Annotated in this window: 19 protein-coding genes and 1 tRNA gene; 5 read left to right on the top strand and 15 right to left on the bottom strand. The window is 63.8% G+C overall.

Features of this window, described 5'->3' with window-relative positions; translation table 11 throughout:
* Nucleotides 1-11 precede the first annotated feature (11 nt).
* From Q1A85_RS20220 to Q1A85_RS20250, 7 genes are all read right to left on the bottom strand, one after another.
* A complete protein-coding gene (locus tag Q1A85_RS20220; RefSeq protein ID WP_299693965.1) occupies nucleotides 12-821 on the bottom strand; it encodes an alpha/beta hydrolase in 810 nt (269 codons plus the stop codon).
* Entirely contained in the window at nucleotides 821-2,350 is a 1,530-nt protein-coding gene (locus Q1A85_RS20225; protein WP_299693968.1) for a benzoate-CoA ligase family protein, read from the bottom strand. Before Q1A85_RS20225 ends, Q1A85_RS20220 begins: the two co-directional genes overlap by 1 nt.
* 84 nt (nucleotides 2,351-2,434) lie before the next feature.
* A complete protein-coding gene (locus Q1A85_RS20230) occupies nucleotides 2,435-4,189 on the bottom strand; it encodes a feruloyl-CoA synthase (protein WP_299693971.1) in 1,755 nt (584 codons plus the stop codon).
* A gap of 11 nt (nucleotides 4,190-4,200) precedes the next feature.
* Nucleotides 4,201-5,556 (bottom strand): TRAP transporter large permease, encoded by a 1,356-nt coding sequence (locus Q1A85_RS20235; protein WP_299693973.1) that lies wholly within the window; start codon nucleotides 5,554-5,556, stop codon nucleotides 4,201-4,203.
* Nucleotide 5,557: 1 nt separating this feature from the next.
* Nucleotides 5,558-6,115, bottom strand: coding sequence for a TRAP transporter small permease (locus tag Q1A85_RS20240; RefSeq protein ID WP_366140624.1), 558 nt, complete (start codon nucleotides 6,113-6,115; stop codon nucleotides 5,558-5,560).
* 77 nt (nucleotides 6,116-6,192) lie between these two features.
* The gene (locus Q1A85_RS20245; protein WP_299693976.1) at nucleotides 6,193-7,230 is read right to left on the bottom strand and encodes a TRAP transporter substrate-binding protein; all 1,038 of its coding nucleotides are present in this window, start codon (nucleotides 7,228-7,230) and stop codon (nucleotides 6,193-6,195) included.
* A gap of 114 nt (nucleotides 7,231-7,344) precedes the next feature.
* Nucleotides 7,345-9,762, bottom strand: a complete 2,418-nt coding sequence (locus tag Q1A85_RS20250; RefSeq protein WP_299693979.1) for an FAD-dependent oxidoreductase — start codon at nucleotides 9,760-9,762, stop codon at nucleotides 7,345-7,347.
* 119 nt (nucleotides 9,763-9,881) lie between these two features.
* On the opposite strand from Q1A85_RS20250, the gene Q1A85_RS20255 reads away from it, so the two are divergent.
* Nucleotides 9,882-10,280 carry an ACT domain-containing protein gene (locus Q1A85_RS20255; protein ID WP_299693982.1) on the top strand — a complete coding sequence of 133 codons (399 nt, stop codon included), beginning with the start codon at nucleotides 9,882-9,884 and terminating at the stop codon, nucleotides 10,278-10,280.
* Between the two features lie 265 nt (nucleotides 10,281-10,545).
* On the opposite strand, the gene Q1A85_RS20260 is transcribed toward Q1A85_RS20255, so the two are convergent.
* Together Q1A85_RS20260 and hemE are read right to left on the bottom strand one after the other, a co-directional pair.
* A tRNA-Met gene (locus Q1A85_RS20260) sits at nucleotides 10,546-10,622 on the bottom strand.
* A gap of 53 nt (nucleotides 10,623-10,675) precedes the next feature.
* Entirely contained in the window at nucleotides 10,676-11,719 is a 1,044-nt protein-coding gene (hemE, locus tag Q1A85_RS20265) for a uroporphyrinogen decarboxylase (protein WP_299693985.1), read from the bottom strand.
* Between the two features lie 65 nt (nucleotides 11,720-11,784).
* Between hemE and hemC the strand changes: the two genes are divergently transcribed.
* Together hemC and Q1A85_RS20275 are read left to right on the top strand one after the other, a co-directional pair.
* On the top strand, nucleotides 11,785-12,741 hold the full coding sequence (gene hemC / locus Q1A85_RS20270) for a hydroxymethylbilane synthase (RefSeq protein WP_299693987.1): 957 nt from the start codon (nucleotides 11,785-11,787) through the stop codon (nucleotides 12,739-12,741).
* A gap of 116 nt (nucleotides 12,742-12,857) precedes the next feature.
* The gene (locus Q1A85_RS20275) at nucleotides 12,858-14,432 is read left to right on the top strand and encodes an acyl-CoA dehydrogenase family protein (protein ID WP_299693990.1); all 1,575 of its coding nucleotides are present in this window, start codon (nucleotides 12,858-12,860) and stop codon (nucleotides 14,430-14,432) included.
* Here the strand turns inward: Q1A85_RS20275 and hemF are convergent.
* The 4 genes from hemF to clpS all read right to left on the bottom strand — a co-directional run bounded on the left by hemF (nucleotide 14,429) and on the right by clpS (nucleotide 17,604).
* Nucleotides 14,429-15,322: an oxygen-dependent coproporphyrinogen oxidase gene (hemF, locus tag Q1A85_RS20280; protein WP_299693993.1), complete on the bottom strand. Its 894-nt coding sequence runs from the start codon at nucleotides 15,320-15,322 to the stop codon at nucleotides 14,429-14,431. The genes Q1A85_RS20275 and hemF overlap by 4 nt on opposite strands.
* Nucleotides 15,323-15,462: 140 nt before the next feature.
* Entirely contained in the window at nucleotides 15,463-16,266 is an 804-nt protein-coding gene (locus Q1A85_RS20285) for an SDR family oxidoreductase (RefSeq protein WP_299693996.1), read from the bottom strand.
* A 2-nt stretch (nucleotides 16,267-16,268) separates the two neighbouring features.
* Nucleotides 16,269-17,261, bottom strand: a complete 993-nt coding sequence (locus Q1A85_RS20290; RefSeq protein ID WP_299693999.1) for a methyltransferase — start codon at nucleotides 17,259-17,261, stop codon at nucleotides 16,269-16,271.
* Between the two features lies 1 nt (nucleotide 17,262).
* A complete protein-coding gene (clpS, locus tag Q1A85_RS20295) occupies nucleotides 17,263-17,604 on the bottom strand; it encodes an ATP-dependent Clp protease adapter ClpS (RefSeq protein WP_299694211.1) in 342 nt (113 codons plus the stop codon).
* 89 nt (nucleotides 17,605-17,693) lie between these two features.
* On the opposite strand from clpS, the gene Q1A85_RS20300 reads away from it, so the two are divergent.
* Nucleotides 17,694-18,452: an HAD family hydrolase gene (locus Q1A85_RS20300; protein ID WP_299694002.1), complete on the top strand. Its 759-nt coding sequence runs from the start codon at nucleotides 17,694-17,696 to the stop codon at nucleotides 18,450-18,452.
* 229 nt (nucleotides 18,453-18,681) lie between these two features.
* Nucleotides 18,682-20,058 (top strand): D-alanyl-D-alanine carboxypeptidase family protein, encoded by a 1,377-nt coding sequence (locus Q1A85_RS20305; protein ID WP_299694005.1) that lies wholly within the window; start codon nucleotides 18,682-18,684, stop codon nucleotides 20,056-20,058.
* 79 nt (nucleotides 20,059-20,137) lie between these two features.
* Here Q1A85_RS20305 and ccoS read toward each other — a convergent pair whose 3' ends face one another.
* Together ccoS and Q1A85_RS20315 are read right to left on the bottom strand one after the other, a co-directional pair.
* On the bottom strand, nucleotides 20,138-20,296 hold the full coding sequence (gene ccoS / locus Q1A85_RS20310; RefSeq protein ID WP_299694008.1) for a cbb3-type cytochrome oxidase assembly protein CcoS: 159 nt from the start codon (nucleotides 20,294-20,296) through the stop codon (nucleotides 20,138-20,140).
* Nucleotides 20,293-22,470, bottom strand: a complete 2,178-nt coding sequence (locus Q1A85_RS20315) for a heavy metal translocating P-type ATPase (RefSeq protein ID WP_299694011.1) — start codon at nucleotides 22,468-22,470, stop codon at nucleotides 20,293-20,295. The genes ccoS and Q1A85_RS20315 overlap by 4 nt, the downstream gene beginning before the upstream one ends.

A 22,470-nucleotide genomic window follows, 5' to 3' on the forward strand; every position in this document is an offset into this window, starting at 1 on the left:
TTAATGCAAAGCTATGGGATGGGCGACGCTTCCCGCTCCAACGCAAACAGTGTCTCGCAGAACGCGGTGACAGCCGTTGTGACCGCCTCGGGCGCGTCCTGATGCGGCGCGTGCCCGGCACCTTTCAGCCACAGCGATTCCAGTGGCGCATAGATACGGTCTTCGATCTCGTCGATCTGCGCGCGGGTTCCATACGGGTCCGCGTCCCCCTGAATGGCAAGCGCGGGCACCCGCCAGTGGTCAATTGCATCCGCCACGGACCAACGGGCAAAGCGTGGATCGGTCCACGCTCCGAACCAACCGCCAAAGGCCACATCCGGATGGTCATGGTGCCGCGCCAGCCGCTGGCGCAAGTCGCCGCTGTCAAAGGCGCGCCCGGCCTCTGCAATGGCCGCCAGTCCCTGCTGTTCGGCAAAGAAATGCGGCGCGATCAGGATCAGCCCCCGCACCCGCATATCCGACACCGAACCGGCATAAATCGCCGCAATCGTGGCCCCGTCCGAATGGCCCAGCAGAACGGCAGACCGCACGCCTGCGGCATCCATCACCGGGCCCAGAACATCCTCGGCCTCGCGCGTCATATAATCCAGAGGACGTGGCAGGGACACGGTCGAAGACCGCCCATACCCGGCGCGCGCATAGACCAGCACGCCCAGTCCCGTCGCCTGTGCCAGCGCCGCAGGCCAATCGCGCCACAGGCCGACACTGCCCAACCCCTCGTGCAGCATCACCAAGGTCGGCGCGGCATCCGGTGCGGGCCCGTGACAGGCATACTCCAACCGCTGCCCTGCCACGTCCAGATGCCCAGTTCCCCAATCCATCACGTGACCTCGCGCAGCTTGAACCGCTGGATTTTGCCCGTCGCCGTCTTGGGCAGGGTGTCGACACAGTCGATCCAGCGCGGATATTTCCATTTGCCCACCCGGTCCTGCACATGCGCCTTGAGCGCCGCGTCAAATCCGTCCGGCTTCTTGCCCTGCAACACAACAAAGGCTTTGGGCTTGTCGAGGCCATCATCGTCCTGCGCGGCCACAACGGCACATTCCAGCACCGCCGGGTGGCTGACAATGGCTTGTTCCACCTCAAACGGGCTGACCCAGATACCCGACACCTTGAACATATCGTCCGTGCGCCCGCAGTAGATATACCGCCCATCGTCACGCTGTTCGTATTTGTCACCGGTATGCGTCCAAACACCTTCAAATGTGGCACGGCTTTTGTCGCGTTTGTTCCAGTAGCACGCCGCCGCCGACGCCCCGTTGACAACAAGTTCTCCGATTTCACCCAAGGGCACGTCGGCGCCGTCATCATCCACCAGCCGCATGTCATAGCCGGGCACCGGAATGCCAGAGGTGCCATAGACCACGTCGCCCGGCGCATTGCTCAGAAAGATGTGCAGCATCTCTGTCGATCCGACCCCGTCCAGAATGTCGACGCCAAAATGCGCGCGCCAGCGCAGGCCCACATCTTCGGGCAGCGCCTCTCCGGCAGAGATGCACAGGCGCAATGGCACGTCCTCCGGCACGCCATGGGCATCCAAGTGCGCCACCATCGCCGCGTATAGTGTGGGCACCCCGCAAAAGATCGTGGGCCGCTCGGCGGCCAGCGTGTCGACCATCACGTCCGGCGTGGGCCGCCCGCCATAGATCACCGACGTGGCCCCCACCGACATCGGGAAGGTCATCGAATTGCCAAGACCGTAGGCGAAAAAGAACTTGGCCGCCGAAAACACAACATCCTCCGCGCGCACGCCCAGCACCTGCGCGCCATAGGTGTCCGCCGTGGCGCGCAGCGCGCCATGCACATGCACCACGCCCTTGGGCGCGCCGGTCGACCCGGATGAATAAAGCCAAAAGGCCGCGTCGTCATCGCTTGCATCAAACGGGGCGGTGACGGGGGTGCCTTGGGCGATGAACGCGTCATAGGGTTGCGCACCATCCGGCGCGTCACCGATCACGATCACCGTTTCGATATGGGGCAACGTGTCCAGCGCCGGGGCGACCACATCCCACAGCGCATCAGACACCACCAAGGCGCGCGCGCGGCTGTCTTTGAGGATCGCGGCATAGACCGGCGTGGCCAGCAACGTGTTCAGCGGGACAGGCACCACTCCGGCCTTCAGCGCACCCCAGAACAGCACCGGAAACTCGATCTGATCCAGAACCAGCAGCGCCAGCCGTTCCTCGCGCCGCATCCCGATAGCCGCCAGTGCCCCCGCCACCTGATCGCTTTGGGTCGCAAGCGCGCCATAGCTCAGGCTGCGCCCGGTGACCGCCTCGCGAAAGGCGAGCTTGTCGCCGCGCCCTTCGGCCACGTGACGATCGACAAAGTAGATGGCTGCGTTGCTCATGCGCCCCCTCCCAAAGACTCATGATATGCTTTAAATTGCACCTTGCCCCCGCCCGCGACAAAGGTTCCGTCGCGAAATTGCACTTTAGTGCATATCCGGGGTCGGCAAAATCACCGCCGCGTCCGCATCATCATAAAGCCGTTCGACAAGTGCCGCGCGCCGGGCGCGCAGCTTGGCAAAGTTCAGATTGCCCTTGGCCGTGACCTCACCCGCGCCCATATCCGGCGGCTCTGCCAGCACCAAGGCCCGCGTCACGCGCCGGGCGGAGCCGGTCGTGCTGGCCAGATGCGCCTCCAGACGCTCCCGTATTTCTGCGGCCTGATCGCAGCGCAGCGCGCCGTCATCCGGCGTCCCGGACGCAGCGGCACCGGGCACGATCAGCATCCCCAGCGCATCGCGCCCATGGCCGCATATCACCACATCCTGCGCCAATGCCCCCAGCAGACCAAGCACCTCCAGCCGCAGGTTCGCGGCCTGCACCCACGTGCCACTCGACAGCTTGAAGTCCTCCGACAGCCGCCCGTCAAAGGCGAGGCCCTGCGCCATATCCGCGGCATCGACCAGCCGCATGGCATCCCCGGTGACGAAAAACCCCTCTGAATCAAAGGCCTCCGTCGTCTTTTCCGCGTTCCTGTGATAGCGGTCAAAGATGTTCGGCCCCCGGACGCGCACATCCATCCGGCCATCGCCCACGTCCAGCAGCTTGACCTCAACCCCCGGCAGCGGCACGCCCACGATCCCCGCACCTTGCGCGGGCTGATGCTGCAACAGCGCCGCTGGCGCCGTTTCGGTCAGTCCCCACGACGTTGTGATCAGAGGCATCCGGCCCGACGTGTCCAGCGCCATACGCTCCAGTTTGGCCCACACCTCCTGCGGCAGGGACGCACCGGCGTAAAAGATCATGTCGAGGTCGCGGAAATAGGCGCGGCGCAGCGCGTCATCCGCCTCCATCGCCTTGACCAGTTGCGCAAAGCCCACCGGCACGTTGAATGACACCGTCCCCGACACCAGAGCGAGATTTTCAACCGTGCGCGGGAACCGCGCGGGCAGCGGCTTGCCATCATCGATATAAAGCGTGCCGCCATGGGCCAGCACGATGTTGAAATTATGCGACCCTCCAAACACGTGGTTCCACGGCAGCCAATCGACCAACACCGGCGGGCGTGCCGACAGAAACGGGAGACAGGCCGCGATCTGCACCTGATTCACCGTCATCATACCATGGGTCGTCTCCACCGCCTTGGGATCAGAGGTCGAGCCGGAGGTGAGCAACAGCTTGGCCACCGTGTCGGGGCCAACAGCCGCGTGCGCCGCCGCGACATCCCCGTCGCGCTCCAGCGTGGCAAGCGATGTCAGCGCCGGACAGCCCGCGTGTTCAATGGCATCCGCATAGGCCACCGCATCCTCCGCATAGACCAGCGCGGGGCGGACCAGATCGACCACATGGCGCAACCGCGCATGGGCCGCCGGGATCAGGCTGTACTGTTCTGCCACCGGCACCGTCACCAGACCCACATATTGCGCCGCCAGCGTCAGCAGCGCGTGATCCACCGAATTGCCCGACAGGATCAGGATCGGCCCGTCCACCCCGCGGTCCAGCAGGCCCGCCGCCGCCCGCCGCACCCGTGCCTGCGCTTCGCCATAGCTGACCGTGCGCCATCCCGGCCCTGACCGCTCTGCCAGAAAAATGCGCTCCGGCGCGCGGGCCGCCCAGCGGTCCAGCCATACACCCGTAGACCGGGCAGCCGCGCCCAGCGCGTGATGCGACCGCAGATACACGGCACCGTCACGGTCCTCCCGCTCCACCAGATGCGGAACAAGGCCCAGATGCTCGGTCATGTCAGCCCTCCCTAGACGGGCAGCAGGAACAGCGTGATTGCCGGGAATGCCACCAGCAGGATCACCCGCACGATATCCGATCCGACAAAGAACAGAACCGCCTTGTACGTCTCGGTCATCGGCGTCGTGCGGTCCATCGCGTTGATGATAAACAGGTTCATGCCCACCGGCGGCGTGATCAATCCGACCTCCACCACGATCAGCACGAGGATGCCAAACCAGATCGCCACATGCTCCGCGCTCATCCCAAAATCGAGGCCCGAAATCACCGGGAAAAAGATCGGCACCGTCAGCAGGATCATCGACAGGCTGTCCATCACGCAGCCAAAGACAAGGTAGAACAGCAGGATCACACTCAGCACCAGTAAGGGCGTGAACCCCTGCCCCAGCACATAATCTGCCAGCCATTGCGGCGCGCCTGACAGGGCGAGAAAGTTGTTGTACAGCGACGCGCCCAGCACGATGAAAAAGATCATCGCCGTTGTCTTGGCCGTGCCGATCAACGCCTCGCCCAACACGCGCCATGTCAGGTTGCCGCCCACCAGCGCCACCAGACCAGTGCCCGCCGCGCCAATGGCCGCGCCTTCGGTCGGGGTGAACCACCCGGCATAGATGCCGCCCACCACAAGGCCGAAAATGGCCAGCACCGGCCATGTTTCGGCCAGCGCCCTCCACCGTTCGGCCCATGGCACTGCGGGGCGCGTGCCCGCCGCGTCGGGATAAAGGCGCACGTAGATCGAAATGGTGATGACGTAGCCAATGGCCGCCAGAATGCCGGGGATGAACGCGGCCAGAAACAGCTTGGCAATGTTCTGCTCGGTGATGATCGCATAGATGACAAGGATGACCGAAGGCGGGATCAGGATGCCCAACGTGCCGCCTGCGGCCAGTGTCGCCGTCGAAAATCCGCCCGAATAGCCATAGCGTTTCAGCTCTGGCAGGGCGGTGCGCCCCATCGTTGCCGCCGTGGCCAGCGACGATCCACAGATCGCACCGAACCCCGCGCAGGCCCCGACGGACGCCATCGCCACGCCCCCCCGCCGGTGGCCCAAGAACCCTTCGGCGGCTTTGAACAGGGCCGATGACATGCCCGACAGCGTCGCGAACTGTCCCATCAGCAGAAACATCGGGATGATCGTCAGCGAATAGTTGGAAAAGGTCGTGTACGTCTCGGATTTCAGCTTGGCCAGAATGGGCGTCGGGTTGCCGTTCATGGCAAAAATCCAGCCCAAAAGCCCCATCAGGAACATCGCGAGGCCGATGGGCGCGCGCAGGAAAATCAGGCCCAGCAGGATCGGAAACGACCAGAACCCCAGCTCCAGCCGCGTGAGGCCCGCCCACTGAATGAACTCGCGCAGCAGGTCCATGTTATCCCTCCGGCAGGATCGAACGGCCTGTCGCGGCCTCGACCAGACGCGCATAGGCGCAATACACCGCCGTCAGGCTGGCCACACAGGCGGCACCCACGCTCACCGCATAGGCCCACCAGACCGGAAATTGCAGGAACAGCGTCGTCTCTCCATTGCCCACATAGCGCAGCATCCCGTCATATAGCCGCAGCGCGATGAACACGATCACGGCGGCCAGCACCACCTCCCAAAAGGCGCGCAGCCAGCCCAGCAGGCGCGGACGCATCGCCGCCGTGAACACGTCCACGGTCGCGTGCTGGCCGTAGAACTGGCACACCGGGAAAAAAGCGAAAATGGCAAAGGCGACACCCGCCTCGGTCAGCTCATATGTGCCGCGAATCTCGTCCACGCCGGTGGACAGGATCAGCCCGCCCAGCCAGCCGTCCATCGCGTGCCCTGCCTTGGACAGTTCACGCCCGACAATGGACAGCGTGGTCAGCACGATCAGCACCAACAGCACGACGCCCCCGATCACGGCAGAAGCGCGCGCAAGCCATTTCACCAAACTGTGCATCATCATCGGTCTTTCGGGGGGGGATAAAGGGTCAGGGCCGCGGCGGTCTCACCACGGCCCTGCTCCGTCAGATGGGGCGATCAGCCGCCATAGGCGTCCATCAGCGAACGCGCCTCGTCGATCAGCGCCTGACCGTCGATGCCCTTGCTGCTCATGTCGGCGATCCATTCGTCGTAGATCGGCTGCGCCGCAGCCTTCCACGCGTCCAGATCACCACCCGAAACGGTGACGATATTGTTGCCGCGATCCACGGCAAGCTGGCGCGCGGGTCCATCGGAATCCGCCTGCGTGCCACCGGCAAAGATGCTGAATTCGAGGCCGGACTTGCTGTCGATCACCGCCCGCAGGTCTTCGGGCAGGCTGTCGTAGCGGTCCTTGTTCATCGCCAGCACAAAGGTCAGCGTATACAGCGCCGTGCCCTCGAACTCGGTGTGGTTGCCCACCAGTTCCGGCACTTTCAGCGCGGCGGTGACCTCCCACGGGATGGTTGTGCCGTCGATCACGCCCTTGCTCAGGCCCTCAGGCACCGCAGGCACCGGCATCCCCACAGGCGTCGCCCCGGTTTTCTCCAGCAACGAATTGACCAGACGCGACCCGCCCCGGATCTTCAGCCCTTCCATGTCGGCAGGGGTCGTCACGGCCTTGTTCGAATGGATCATGCCCGGCCCATGCACCCATGTGCCAAGGATGTGCACATCCTTGAATTCGGTGTCCTTCATGTGCTTTTCGAACATCTGCCAATAGGCGGACGAGGCCGCGCGCGCGTCGTTCACCATAAACGGCAGCTCAAACACTTCGGTCGACGGATAGCGCCCCGGCGTATAGCCCACCACCGTCCAGACGATGTCGGCCACGCCGTCAATCGCCTGATCCATCAGCTCTGGCGGGCGTCCACCCAACTGCATCGACGGAAAGCGGTCGATCTTGATCCGCCCGTCGCTCGCCGCTTCGACGTCATCAGCCCAGACATCCAGAATCAGCTTGGGCACATTGGCCTGCGCTGGCAGGAACTGGTGCAGGCTCAACGTGACCTCCTGCGCCTGCGCCGCCCCACCAAAGCCCACGGCCATGGCCGCAGCACCGGCAAGGTTCAGAAAAGATTTGCGTGTGAAGTTCATGGAATTCCTCCCGTTCCGGTCACGCCATGTGCAGCGTGACTCGCTCTTCCACGGGAATTGTTAAGAAAAGCAACGCGGCCTGTCACCCGCGTTTGTAACTTTCCCGGTTCCGGCTCACCCGCGGGGCAAACGCATCTGCGGATCATAGGGGCCCGGTGCAATCACCTCGACGGCCACCGAACGGCCCAGCAGATCCGCCTCCAGAACCGTGCCCGGCGCGGCAACCTCCGGCCTGACAAACGCATAAGCGAGATTCTGGCCCACCCGGTGCCCCCAATCGCCCGAGGTGACCGTGCCCACCACCGCACCTGCGCGCAGGATCGACGCGCCGGGATGCGCAGGGCCATGGTCACACTGCACCCGCAACGACACCAGCCGCGCCTTTGGCCCCGCCGCCTGCCGCGCCGCCAGCGCGGCCCGCCCGACAAAATCGCCCTTGTCCATCGCCACAAACCGATCCAGCCCGGTCTCGAACGGGTCAAATTCGGTGATCAGGTCCGCCTTCCAATGCAAAAACCCCTTTTCCATCCGCATCGATTCCACGGCGCGCGCCCCAAACAGCCGCAGGCCATGCCCCGCCCCCGCAGCCCGGAGCGCCAGATAAGCCGCATATAGCTGCGCATTGGGCACGTGAATCTCATAGGCCAGCTCACCCGAAAAGCTCACCGACATCACCACCGCAGGCGCAATCCCGACAAAGGCCCGTCGCACCGACAACCACGGAAAAGCCTGCGCCGACCAATCGCCCCGACTGCACGCGCACAGCACATCCCGCGCCCGTGGCCCGGCCAGCACGAGGATCGTATAGGCCTCCGTCAGCGACCGCAGCGACACGTCAAACCCGTCCGAATGCTGCGCCAGCCAATCCAGATCGTGCCACTCCGCCGCCGCAGCCGATCCGAACCAGACAGGCCCGTCCGGGATATTGGCAACCGTCGCTTCCGCCTTCACACAGCCCTGTGCATTCAGCAGATAGCCAAGGCCCACCTTGCCCGCGCGCGCAGGCACCCGCCCGCACATCACATGATCAAGGAACGGATGCGCATCCGGCCCGGCAATCTCGATCCGGTTGAACCCGTTGACCTCCGCCAAGCCAACCGCATTTTGCACCGCCGCCACTTCGGCGGCCACCACGTCAAACGCCGCGTCAAAGCCAAACCCGTGTGTCACCGCAAATTCGGGCGACGGTTTAAAATACTCCGCCCGCTCCCAGCCGTTGACCACGGTGAACGCCGCCCCTTCGGCGGCCAGCACAGGGGTCAGCGGCGTCGTCTTAACCGGTCGCCCCGCCGGGCGATGCTCGTGCGGGAAATGGAACCGAAACTCGTTCTGGTAATCCTCGATCGCCTTCAGCGCCGTCAGTTCCACATTGCCATGGCCGGTGAACCGTCGCGGGTCCAAGACCCACGTATCGTAACAGGCCTCGCCATGTACGATCTGTTGCGCCAACAGCCACCCATGCCCGCCGCCCTCGCCCAAACCAGCACGCAACCCTATGATACAAAACGCATTTCGCTTGCCGGGGATCGGCCCGACCAAGGGGGCGCCGTCAATCGTGTAGGTGATCGGCCCGTTGACCACGGTCTTGATACCCACGTCCATCAGGGCGGGCATCCGGGCAAACGCGCCCTCCAGAACGTCGGTGATACGGTCCAGATCATCGGGGCACAGATCGTTCGAAAAATCCGGGCTGATCCCGTCCATCCCCCATGTCCGGCAGTCCTGCTCGTAAAAGCCCAGCAGCAGCCCGTTCTTTTCCTGACGGCAATAATAGTCGCTGATCGGGCAGCGCAGCAGAGGCATCCGGTGCCCGGCTTCCACGATCCCCGGAATGTCGTCAGTGACGAAATACTGATGCTCCATGGAGGCGACGGGGTGATGCACCCCCATCATCGCGCCGACCTCGTTCACCCGGTAGCCGCAGGCGTTCACAACCACCTCACAGTCGATATCCCCCTTGGTCGTGTGAACGGTCCACGAATGATCCCTGTGCTGCGTCAGCCCGGTGACCGGCGTCTGGCGATAGACCTCCGCGCCTGCCTTGCGCGCCCGCCGCGCCAGCGCCTGACACAAGGATGCCGGGTCAATGTCCCCGTCATTGCCGTCCCACAGCCCGCCCAGCAGGTTTTCGGTTGAAATCAGCGGGTGCCGCCGCGCGCATTCCGCCGCGTCTATGACCTCGAATGTGACGCCCATGCCCCGCGCCATAGACGCAAAATGCCGGTAGCCATCCATTTGCGCCTCGGTGTTGGCCAGCCGGATACCGCCATCGCCGTGATTGTACTGCACCGGGTAATCGGGATCGTCGCGCAGGTCCTGATACAGCGCGATGGAATGCGATTTCAGGCCCACCATGGTCTGGTTCATCCCGAAATTCGTCACCTGCGCCGCCGAATGCCACGTGGTCCCGCTGGTCAGCTCGTCCCGCTCGACCAGCACCACATCGGTCCAGCCCTCCTGCGTGAGATGATAGAGGGTCGAACACCCCGCAATCCCCCCTCCGATCACAACGGCGCGCGTCTGGTTTTTCATGGCGGGTCTTTCCTTTGGCTGACTTTCGGCACAATGAAGGTTGGACCGGGGCGATCAATCGGGTCGTTGTGGTTTTGATGTCTGCAAAAGGTCCATTTGATGTTGCAAAAGGTTGCGCCATGCCGGTGAAGGACACCACAGCCATGATCGCGGGCATGGAACCCGTTTTGCAGGACGGCACGTGGGTCTATTGTGCGGTGCCTGACGGGGCGGACACGACCGCCGCCTTTGCCATGATCCGCGAGGCCGAAGGGGTGACCCTGATCCTGCCCATCGCCGTGGCGCGCGCGGCAGGCCATGACGTGTCGGTGCCAATGCGGCGGATCACGCTGAACGTGTTTTCCGATCTCGAAGGGATCGGCCTCACCGCCGCCGTCGCCACCGCGCTGGCAGGCGCGGGCATCAGTTGCAACGTCATCGCCGCCTACCATCACGACCACGTATTTGTCGGCGCAGCGGACGCGGAACGCGCCGTTGCGGTCCTGCAAAAGCTGCAACGCACGGCGTCCAAACCTTAACATTCCCTGAATCCGTCTCTGTAACCCATTGATATTTCGCGGGTCAAAGCGTGTCCCACGCTGGGACACGTCTTGGCGCACCTCTCCGCCGCCCCTGACCGGCCCCCGCAAAAATCAGCGCCCAATCCCACCCCGGCCCAGCCTGATAAAATCAGACCGAAAGGCGCGAAATCCGGTGCCGCAAGGCCGCGGCAAATCCGGCCGCACCCCCGTCAGGCCCGGCATGATCCGCCGCGTCAATTTTCAGACCCAAAGGGGGGAAGTTTGGTGGCGTGGGGGAGACTTGAACTCCCGACCTCTCGATTATGAGTCGAGCGCTCTAACCAGCTGAGCTACCGCGCCATGGGGGCGTCACCTATGCCAGCCCATCAGAGTCGTCAAGCACGAAAGCGGGGTTATCCGCCCCGCACCGTCTCGATCATCAATGTCACGTTTTCCGGGTCCGCGTCAGGCGTGATCCCATGTCCCAGATTAAAGATGTGCGGCCCCTTGGAAAACGCCTTCACGATGGCCCGCGTCTCATCGACCAGCGCCTGCCCCCCGGTCACCATGTGGGACGAAGCGAGGTTGCCCTGAACGCACCCATCCACCTGCACATGCGCCGCCGCCCAGTCCGGTGACACCGAATTGTCCAGCGCCACGCAATCCACGCCAGTGGCCTTGTGGAATCCGATATACCCGTCCCCCGCCTCACGCGGAAAGCCGATCACAGGAATATGCGGGTACCGCGCCTTGAGCGCGCCGGTGATCTCGGCGCAGGGCAGCACCGCATATTTGTGGAAGGCCTCGCCCTTGAGCGACCCGGCCCAGCTGTCAAAAATCTTGACCACCTCCGCGCCCGCCTCGATCTGCGCAGCAAGGTATTCGATCGTCGCCGCCGTGATCCGCGCCAGCAGCGCCTCGAACAGGGGCGTGTTCCCGGTCCTCAATGCATGTGCCGGGCCCTGGTCCGGCGTGCCTTGCCCCGCGATCATGTAGGTGGCCACCGTCCACGGCGCGCCGGCAAATCCGATCAGTGTCGTCTCCTCCGGCAGTTCTCGGCGCAGGAGGCGCACCGTCTCGTAAATCGGGTTGAGCGTGTCATGTATCGCGTCCACAGGCTTCAACACGTCGAAATCCGCCTGATCCGTGATCGTCGACAGCCGTGGCCCCTCGCCGGTCACAAACCACAAATCCGCCCCCAGCGCCTGTGGCACCAGCAGGATGTCAGCAAACAGGATCGCCGCATCAAACCCGTAGCGTCGGATCGGCTGCAAAGTCACCTCGGCGGCCAACTCTGGATTGTAGCACAGCGACAGAAAATCCCCCGCCTGTGCCCGCGTCGCCTTGTATTCCGGCAAATACCGCCCCGCCTGCCGCATCATCCAGGTGGGGGGTGTGGGCAGCGTCTCCCCCGCAAGGGCCCGCAATATTGTCTTGGTTTGCACACCGTCTTTCATCGCGTACGCCTCACGTGTTGGATTCTGGTTGTCAGGATAAGTTGACACTTCTAAAAGATAAACCCATGACAGTGCGACTTCCTACCCCCGCCGCCCCGCTCAAGATCGGAACGCGCGGCTCACCCCTTGCTTTGGCTCAGGCACACGAGACGCGCAAGCGTCTTGGTCAGGCGTTCGACCTGCCCGAAGACGCGTTCGAAATTTGTGTCATCAAGGTCACCGGCGACGACCGATCCATGATCGCAGCGGACCGCCCGCTCAAGGAGATCGGCAACAAGGGCCTGTTTACCCGTGAGATCGAAGACGCGCTGCTCGATGGTTCAATCGACATTGCCGTCCATTCGATGAAGGACATGCCGACAGTGCAGCCGGACGGTTTGATCCTCGAAACATACCTGCCGCGCGAGGACGTGCGCGACGCATTCATCTCGCCCAGCCTCACGTCGCTCACCGATCTGGCCGAAGGGGCAACCGTTGGCACGTCGTCACTGCGCCGCCGCGCCCAGCTGCTGAACAAGCGGCCAGACCTGAACGTGGTCGAATTTCGCGGCAATGTGCAGACACGGCTCAAAAAACTTGGCGACGGCGTGGCAGATTGCACATTTCTCGCCTGCGCCGGGCTGAACCGGCTGGGTATGGACGATGTGCCCGCGACCCCAATCGAAACCACCGCCATGATGCCCGCCGTGGCACAGGGGGCTATCGGGATCGAACGGCGCATGGACGACGCCGACACCGCCGCGCTGCTTGAGGCGATCCACGACACGCCAACCGGTCACCGGCTTGCCGCAGAAAGACGGTTCCTGTTTACCCTCGACGGCTCGTGCCAGACACCCATTGCCGCCACATCGACCGTCGATGGCGATACCTTGATCCTGCACGGCGAGGTGCTGCGGCCTGACGGATCGGATGCGCTGTCAGGCTCCCGAACCGGGGCGGTTGCAGACGGACCAGACATGGGCACCGATCTGGCCCAAGACCTGCTGAAACAGGTAGGAAAAGGCTTCTTCGACTGGCACTGATCTTCTTCTGACCGAAAATACCACGGGGGAGCGCGCAGCGCGGGGGCAGCGCCCCATCTTGACGCGCGCCCACCCCTAGGCGCACCCTTTGCCTTATGTCACACCCGCGCTCGGACATGCCAACGCACACCGTCGAAAACCAACCGCCCACGGCGGGTGACCGCGACCTGTGGGCAAGCGATCCGGTGCTGCGCGCCTGCGTGCCGGACAACACTCTTGCTCAATACGGTGCCAGCATCGGGCGCGCGCATACCCGCGCCACCGCGCACGAGGCAAACCGTCACGCACCGGAACTGGCGCTTTTCGATACGGGCGGGCGGCGGCTGGACGAGGTGCGGTTCCATCCGGCCTATCACCAGATGATGACGCTCAGCCAAGAGGCAGGCTATGCCGCCACCGCGTGGGATGGGGGCAGCCATGTCGAACACGCCGCCATGGTCTACCTCGCCAGTCAGGTGGAGCCGGGCCATTGCTGCCCGCTGACAATGACCTATGCCGCCGTGCCAGCGCTTGCCGCCCAACCCGATCTCGCCAACCTCTGGGTGCCCAAACTGACCGCCCGCGCCTATGATCCGCGCGCCCTGCCCGTGGCACAGAAACGCAGCGCCACATTGGGGATGGCCATGACGGAAAAGCAGGGCGGCTCCGACGTGCGCAGCAATACGACGATGGCGCAGCGGGACGGCGGTCACTGGCGGCTGACCGGGCACAAGTGGTTTTGCTCCGCGCCCATGTCCGACGGATTTCTGACGCTGGCGCAGACACCCGGTGGCCTCACCTGTTTTCTGGTGCCTCGTTGGCTTGAGGGCGAGCGCAACGCGATCCACCTCATGCGCCTCAAGGACAAGCTGGGCAACCGGTCCAATGCCTCCGCCGAGATCGAATACCACGGCGCACGCGCGCACCAGATGGGAACGGAAGGGCGTGGCGTGCAGACGATTATCGAAATGGTGCACCACACCCGCCTTGATACGGCCATTGCGCCCGCAGGGCTGATGCGCGGCGCTTTGGTCGAGGCCGTGCATTGGGTACGCCACCGCACCGCGTTTCAGAAGCGACTGATTGATCAACCGCTGATGCGAACCCTGCTGGCGGACCTGATGCTCGACTGGGAAGCGGCGACACGGCTCGCCCTGCATGTGGCCGAAGCCTTTGACCGCACGGAACCCAAGGACCGCGCCTATGCCCGCATCACTGTCGCTTTGGCCAAATTTCTCAACAACAAGCTGTGTCCGCGCGTCACCTACGAGGCGATGGAGGCCGTGGGCGGCATGGGTTACATCGAGGACACTGGCCTGCCGCTTTACTACCGCGAAGCGCCTTTGAACGGCATCTGGGAAGGGTCAGGCAATGTGATCTGTCTCGACATCCTGCGCACCTTGGCGCGCGAACCTGCCGCGCTTGCCGCGCTCAATGCCCAACTCGACAGCGCGCGTGGCGCAGACAGGCGCTACGACGCGGCGCTCAAGGCGCATCGCACCCGCTGGTCCGGACAGCCCGACGAAGCGGAGGCGCGCCAGTTTGCCGAACGCACGGCGCTACTGCTCACAGCGGCGGTTCTGCTTCAGGGTGCGTCAAACGCCGTGGCAGACGGGTTTGTCAGCACGCGTTTTGCAGGTGCGGGCGGACAGGTTGCCGGATCGGCCCAAGGGCTGGATGTTGACGCGATTCTGGGCGGCTTTGACAGCTAGACCCACTTGGCCAGCGGCGGCAGGCTCATCAACACGGCATTTGCGTCATGCCCGGTCTCAAGCCCGAACTTGGTGCCCCGGTCGTAAACGAGGTTGTATTCCGCATAGAGCCCGCGATGCACCAGTTGCGCATCCTTGTCGGCGTCATTCCAGTCCTGCACGCGACGCTGTTCGACCAGCGGCACATAGGCGGGCAGGAACGCGCGCCCGATGTCTTGGGTCAGGGCAAAATCCGCCTCCCAATCGCCGGTGCAGTGATCGTCCATGAAAATTCCGCCAACCCCCCGCGCCCGTTTGCGGTGCGGGATGTAGAAATACTCATCCGCCCACGCCTTCAGACGCGGGTAGAAATCGGCCCCGTGCGGGTCAAGATGCGCCTGCTGCTGGGCATGGAAATGGGCCGTATCCTCAGCATATTCGATGCAAGGGTTCAGGTCTGACCCGCCGCCAAACCACCACGCATGGGGCGTCCAGAACATGCGCGTGTTCATGTGAACCGCAGGGGCGTGCGGGTTCTGCATGTGGGCAACCAGCGAAATGCCCGACGCCCAGAACCGTGGATCGTCCTTCATGCCGGGCAGGCCCTTGCGCGCCATCATGGCCGCCTGTGCCCGTTCGCCAAGCGTGCCATAGACGGTCGACACGTTCACGCCCACCTTCTCGAACACGCGCCCGCCGCGCATGACGCTCATCAGTCCGCCGCCGGCATCCGACCCGTCCTCCGCCGTGCGCTTGGTCTCGCTCACCTCGAACCGGCCAACCGGTGCGTCCGACATCGGACCTTGCGCATGGCTGTCCTCCAGCTCTTCGAAGGCGGCGACGATATCGTCGCGCAACTGACGGAACCACGCCGCGGCGCGGGTTTTCTGAGTGTCGAACTGTTCTGTCATGCACACTGTCCTGTTTGGTTGACAGATTTTAACGCGAGTTCTCACATGACGCCAAGACCCAACACGCCGCAACCGTCGTTTCGGCCCGCTGGCAACCGTCTCTGGAACGGCCAAACCGCCGCGACTTTCCCAAAAAAGGTCTAATGTGCAGGCGCATCCACAGGGTCAAGTAGACTGCGCCCGCCGTCCACGGTCAACACTTCGCCCGTGACAAATCCGGACCCGTCGGAGGCCAGAAATTGCACCGCGTCCACCAACTCCGTGGGTGCGGCAATGCGGTGCAGGGGAGTCTGCGTCTCGATCGCTTCGCGCCATTCGGGGTGATCGCCGATGGACGATTGCAGGGACGACGACATCACGGACCCAAAGGACACGGCATTCACGCGGATGCGTTCCGGTGCCAGCGCCAGCGCCATTGACCGTGTCATCTGCTCAAGCCCGGCAGACGAAATCGAGTAAGCCAGCAACTCGGGGCGCGACTGGTGCGCCGCAATGGAACTGAGGTTGACGATGGAACCCACGCACATCGTCTCGGTATCGCCCTCGGCCTGTTTGATCATGCGGCGCGCAACCTGCTGGGTCAGGCGGATTGCCGTCATCAGGTTTTGTTCAAGCAGCACCTCAACGCTGGTATCCTCTGGGTTCAGTGCATCCGTGTGCATCACCTGCCGTGACGCATTTACCAGAATATCCACCTGATCGAAGGCGTCGATCGTTGCCGACACGAGGTTCGCGATGGTCAGCCGTTGCCGCAGATCGCCGGCGAAATAGCGGATATTGCCCTCTTCCACGACGTCACCCAGTTCTTCGACCAGCTTTTTTTCGTCCATATCGGCGCACATCACATTGGCACCCCGGTCCGCAAAGTGGCGCGCAATGGCAAGGCCGATACCGTTGGCGGAACCGGTCACAATGGCCGTCTTGCCGTTGATCGAAAATGACATGGCTATCCCCGTTTTGCGCCGGATTTCGTGCGTGGTCGTTCGGCGCGCACCAGTTTGAACCGCGCATCGCCGTCCAGATCAACCACTTTGGCAAAGCTTTGTTCCAACACGTCCTCGTAAGGCAGGTGCCGATTGGCCACCATCCACAGCGCTCCATGCGGGCGCAAGATGCGCGCCGCCGCCGCGATAAAGGCGCGGCCAAGCCCCGGTTCGGCCTTGCGCGTTTTGTGAAAGGGCGGGTTCATAACAACGGCATCGACCTTTTGTGGCGGGCTCCACGCGGTTGCATCGGCCCAATGGAACTGCGCCCGCGGGTCGGTCACATTATGCCGCGCGCATTGCAGGGCCATGTCGTGCGCTTCGACCAGATGTACGGCATCCACACCGCGCGTCAGAACATGCGCCGACAGATACCCCCACCCGGCCCCCAGATCGGCAACCGTGCCCACCATCGCCTCGGGCAGTGCATCGACCAACAGTGCGGACGCCGGATCAACCCCATCCGCCGAAAACACCCCCGGCGCGGTCCAAAAACCACCGTCGTGCAATGTGGGACCTGCGGCCCAGTCACTGAATTCCGCGCCTCCCTGAAGCCAATAAATCTTACCATGCGCCTTGGAGATCGGTCCGCCCACCTCGACCCGCTGCCGCAGGGCCTTGAGCATCGAATCCGCGCCTTCGGTCTTTTGTCCGTCCACGATCACGGGACCGTCGGTCTGCGCCACAGCTCGACTGACCAATGCACGCGCTTCGTCCCGCGCACGGGTAAGACACACGACGGAGGCGGCGAACCGGCCCTCTGGCATCTCTGCCGATGTGGCATAGCCACGCGCGGCAAACACCGCACAAACAGTGGCCAGCGGTGACACCACATGCACCCGGTCCGGTGGCAAAGCGGACAAATCGGCATCGACAGACGGGTATAAAACGGCCAATGCGCCGTCCTCCGGAAGCGTCACAGCCTCCAGAGCCAAGGGCAATCGATCCCCGATCACCTTACTCTTCTTTCTCCATGGTGCATTGCAGCGGGTGCTGATGACGGCGCGCATAGTCCATAACTTGGGCCACCTTTGTCTCTGCAATTTCGTGGCTGAACACACCCACAACCGCGAGGCCCTTCTTGTGGACCGTCAGCATCAACTCGAACGCCTGCGCGTGGTTAAGGCCAAAGAACCGCTCCAGCACATGCACAACAAATTCCATCGGCGTATAGTCATCATTCAGCAGCATCACCTTGTAGAGCGGTGGCCGCTTGGTCTTGGGCTTGGTCTCGGTGACGACTGTGGTGTCGCCATCCTCGTCCTGCTTGTCCGCCATCATGTGCCAAACGGAATGCATCATCGCCTCGTGTTCCGGGAATCCACTGGAGTGCCTTGGGCCTTGCTATATAACGCGTCTGGCCATTTAGAAAAGAGAAAGCGCACGTCATGTCGACGCTTCGCCCTTCCGCGTTTGTGCGCCCAGACGATCTGCGCTGCATTGCGTTCGATGCCGACGACACGTTGTGGCACAATGAACGCTACTTCAAACTGACCCAGACCCGCTTTGCCGAATTGCTGGCACCGCACACCGATGCCGCGGATCTGGACGCCCGGTTGATGCAAGCAGAGCGTCGCAATATCCGCCATTATGGCTTTGGCATCAAAGGCTTCGTGCTGTCGATGATCGAAACCGCCCTTGAGGTTACAGGCAACGCCGTGCCCGGCACCGTGATTTCTGAATTGATCGCTGCGGGGCAGGAAATGTTGCAGCACCCCATCGACCTGTTGCCCCACGCGGCGCAGGCCGTCGCGGCTGCGCAAGCGCAGGGGCCGGTTCTTTTAATCACCAAAGGCGACCTGCCGGATCAAGAGCGCAAGCTGGCGCAATCCGGATTGGGTGAGATGTTCGACGCGGTCGAAATCGTGTCGGACAAGGTGCCCCATGTCTACACCCGCATCTTTGCGCCCTTTGGCGGTGCTGCGCATGGCATGATGATCGGCAATTCCATGAAGTCTGATGTGCGCCCGATGATCGAGGCGGGCGGCTATGGCGTCCACGTCCCCCACGACCTGTATTGGGATTTCGAGACGGCAGACGCACCGGACGGTCATCCGCGCTATCGCGCCATCCCTGACCTTGGCGCGCTTCCGCCGCTGCTGCGCGGGCGGCGCGGCGCCACATTCTCGCCACAATCGCCTGTCTAGCGGCACCCGGTTGCGCAGCCCCAACATCTGGGATCGCTGCTGCGCAGAAAAACGGAAACGTGAGGTGCATCAAGGCTTTATCGAAAACTGTTCCTGTGCTAGCGTTGCCCCACATAAATAAGGCCAGTCGAATAATCGGCGGCCAGAGGCAGACATAGGCAGGTTTATCGTGAAGGTTCGGCGCACACAGCCGGCCCGTATTGGGCTTTTCGTATTCGCGGCACTCTGGATGTTCATCATCCTTCCGGCATCCGTCATGGCGGCACCATATGCGGCTATGGTCATGGACGCGCGGACGGGTGAGGTTCTGCATTCGCGCAACGCCGACACGCGCCTGCATCCGGCGTCCCTGACCAAGATGATGACGCTCTACGTCGCGTTTCAGGCCATCGAACGTGGCGAGATTACACTGGACACCAAGGTGAAAATCTCGCGCTTTGCTGCCTCCGAGCCGCCCTCCAAGCTGGGCCTGCAAGCCGGGCAGCGCATCGCACTGCGCTATCTCATCCGGGCAGCGGCGGTGAAGTCCGCGAACGATGCAGCCACCGCAATTGGCGAGGCCATCTCAGGTTCCGAAGCGGCCTTTGCCCGGCGCATGAACCGCACAGCCAAATCTCTGGGCATGACCCGCACAACATTCAAGAACGCCCACGGCTTGACCGAATCCGGTCACATGTCGACCGCGCGTGATATGACCCTGCTGGGGCGGCACGTGCTGTATGACTACCCGCAATATTACAATCTCTTCTCACGCCGTTCGACCCATGCGGGTGTGCGCGAGGTGGCGAACACCAACCGCCGTCTGCTTGGCGCCTACAAAGGCGCCGACGGGATCAAAACCGGTTACACCCGCGCCGCGGGCTTCAATCTCGTGGCCAGCGCCGAACGCGGCAACGAACGGATCATCGCAACGGTCTTTGGCGGTAAATCCACCGCATCGCGCAACGCCCGCGTTGCCGAATTGCTCGATATGGGGTTCCGCCGCGCACCCAGCCGCGCGCCGCTGCGCAAACCAACCAAACCGGGATACACGCCAGACGATGGCCCTGTCGTGGTTGCCGGAAACAACGCCGCACCCAAAGGCGCGGGCAAAATCATTCGCCTGACCGGTGCCGTAAAGACATCACTGCGCCCCGTGCTGCGCCCCGGTGCGGCGGCGACGCCTGTGCTGGTCGCATCCACCGAAACGCCTGACGCCGCCGTCAAGGCCGACGACATTCTGACCGCGCTCGAAGTGGCGCAAGCCGCGGCACCGGCCAAACCAACCCCGGTCGTCATCCCAATGAAACGTCCCGCAGCGCGCCCCGGTAACGTCATCCTTGCCCGGGCCGAGCCTGAAGTGGTCACGCGGTTGTCGACCTCCGGTGGCCGTCACTGGGGCGTGAACGTGGGGCGCTACCCCAGCCGCTACAAGGCCGAAAAGGTCCTGCTGCAAACCGCCCTGACCGAGATGTCATCGCTCGACGGGTCGCTGCGCAAAGTGGTTCGCAAGCCCCAAGGGTTCGATGCGAATTTCATGGGCCTGACCCGCGAAGGTGCGGATTTGGCATGTCGCAGATTGCAGGCCCGCAACGTCACCTGCTTTACCATCGGCCCGCAATCCTAGGCGTCTGCGGGACGGTGGGCGGGGCGTCTTTGGGGACGGCGGGCCTTGCCCGGCGGCACCAAAGAGCGTCCGCACAGCGTCACGGCTTGGGCCGGTCGTCCCAACTCTCATCCAGTATCCGCCGACTGTCGCCATCCGGGTCTTCGTATTGGCGGCTACGCAGCGTGTAGAGAAACCCGATCAGCCCCACGGCACCCAACATCAGGGACACCGGGATAAGATACGCCAGTACATTCACCGCCAGATCCCCCGCATCGCGTTCAGGGACACGGTAATCGACGAGGCCGACATGGCCAAGGCCGCAATCAGCGGCGTGGCGAGGCCCGCAACCGCCAGCGGCACGGCAATCACATTGTAGATCGTGGCGATGCGAAAATTCTCTGTGATCCGCCGCCGCGCCGCACCCGCACAGCGCAACACCTCAGGCAACGCGTCGAACTGCGTGCCAAGCAGCACCATATCCGACGCCACCCGCGCGGCATCCAGTGCGGACGCCGGCGACAGGCTCACATCTGCTGCCGCCAGTGCACCGGTGTCGTTCAACCCATCCCCGACCATAAGCACGCGCCGCCCCTGTGCCTGCAACGCTTCGATCCGGGCCACCTTGTCAGCGGGCAAACAGCCCGCGTGCGCCCTGTCGATCCCGGCGGCCTGCGCAGTCGCGGCCACAGCTGCGGCGCGGTCACCGGACATCATTTCGACATCCAGACCCGCTGCGCGCAGCGCTTCGACCGTGTCACGTACGCCGGGTCGCAAATTGTCCGCAAACCGAATGCGGCTCACCTGCCCCACACCCATATCCACCCATGTGCACAGGCTGGCATCGCCTGCGTCTTCCGGCCCGGCCCAGCCGGACCGGCCAAGCCGGACCCGGACACCGCGCCACAGCCCTTCTGTGCCGTATCCGGGCACTTCCCGTATGCCGTCGACCTGTGCGGCATCCCCACCCTGCGCCGAAATTGCAACGGACAGCGGGTGAACAGACCCGCGCGCCAGCGCAAGGGCCACTTGGCGCGCGTCCTTTGGCACGGCCTCCCAATTCAGCACCTGTGGCACCCCTTCGGTCAGGGTGCCGGTCTTGTCGAACAACACGGTATCGACCTCTGCCAACCGTTCCAAAGCGGTTGCACTCTTGATCAAAACTCCGCGCCGAAACAGCGCACCAGAGGCGGCCGTTGTCACCGCAGGCACCGCAAGACCCAACGCGCAGGGGCATGTGATGATCAGCACGGCTGCCGCGATGTTCAGCGCCACGCGCATATCGCCCGTCCACAGCATCCAACCCGCCCAGGCCAAAGCCGCCAAGATGTGCACGCCGGGCGCATAAAGCGCGGCCGCCCTGTCGGCCAGCGGCGTGTAGCGTGCGCGGCCTGCCTCTGCCACTGCGACCAGATCGGCCAGCCGGTGCAACGCCGTGTCACGCCCCACCGCCGTTGCCTCGATGGTCAATGGCCCGCTCACCACCGTCTCACCGGCGGCAACGACGCTGCCCACCGCAGCGGGCACCGGGATCGTCTCACCCGTCAGCATTGACCGATCAAGCTCTGCCGCGCCCTCCCGCACGCGCCCGTCCACCGGGATGCGCCCACCTACCCGGACCAGAATGACATCGCCCACGGACAGTTCGGCCACAGGGACATCCAGCGGCACCCCACCGACAATCCGCGTGGCCCGCGGCACCTCCAGCGCGGTCAGTTCCTCGGCGGCGGACCGTGCTGCGGCGCGTGTGCGAAACTCCAGATACCGACCGGCCAGCAGGAAAAAGCACAGCGTGATCGCGGCATCGAAATAGGCGTGATGCCCCGACAGTGCCGTTTCCCAAAGCGATGTTCCCAGCGCCAACAGAATCGCCAGCGCAATCGGCACGTCCATGGACAGCCGGCGGGCCGACAGCGCACGCCACGCCCCCGCAAAGAACGGCTGACCACAGAAGGCCACAGCAGGCAACGCGATGGCTGCGGAAATCCAGTGGAACATATCCCGCGTCGCGTCCGTCGCACCGGACCATACCGCCACCGACAAAAGCATCACGTTCATCGCCGCAAATCCGGCAACCGCCAGCCGCATCAGCAGCGCGCGCCCCGCAGCCTCGGTTGCCCGGCTTTGCAGTGCCGTCGGATCAAGCGGGTGCGCCAGAACCCCGGCCTCTGCCAAAGTCGTGACCAATGCGTCGGCGGGCACATCCCCCACCGGGGTCACATAGGCCCGCTTCAGCGTCAGGTTCACCCGGGCCGATGCCACGTCCGGGCGCGCCATCAACGCCGCTTCGGCGTCTCGGATGCAGTTGTGGCAGTGAATCTCGGGCAGAGACAGCAGAACGTCATCCGGCTGCGCCACCGCAACCGGCATGTCCGCAGGTGCTGCCGCACAACCGGGACAGGCCATGGGCCGGGGATCGGGAACCGCCGTCAT

This window comes from uncultured Tateyamaria sp., assembly GCF_947503385.1.
Lineage (GTDB): Bacteria > Pseudomonadota > Alphaproteobacteria > Rhodobacterales > Rhodobacteraceae > Tateyamaria.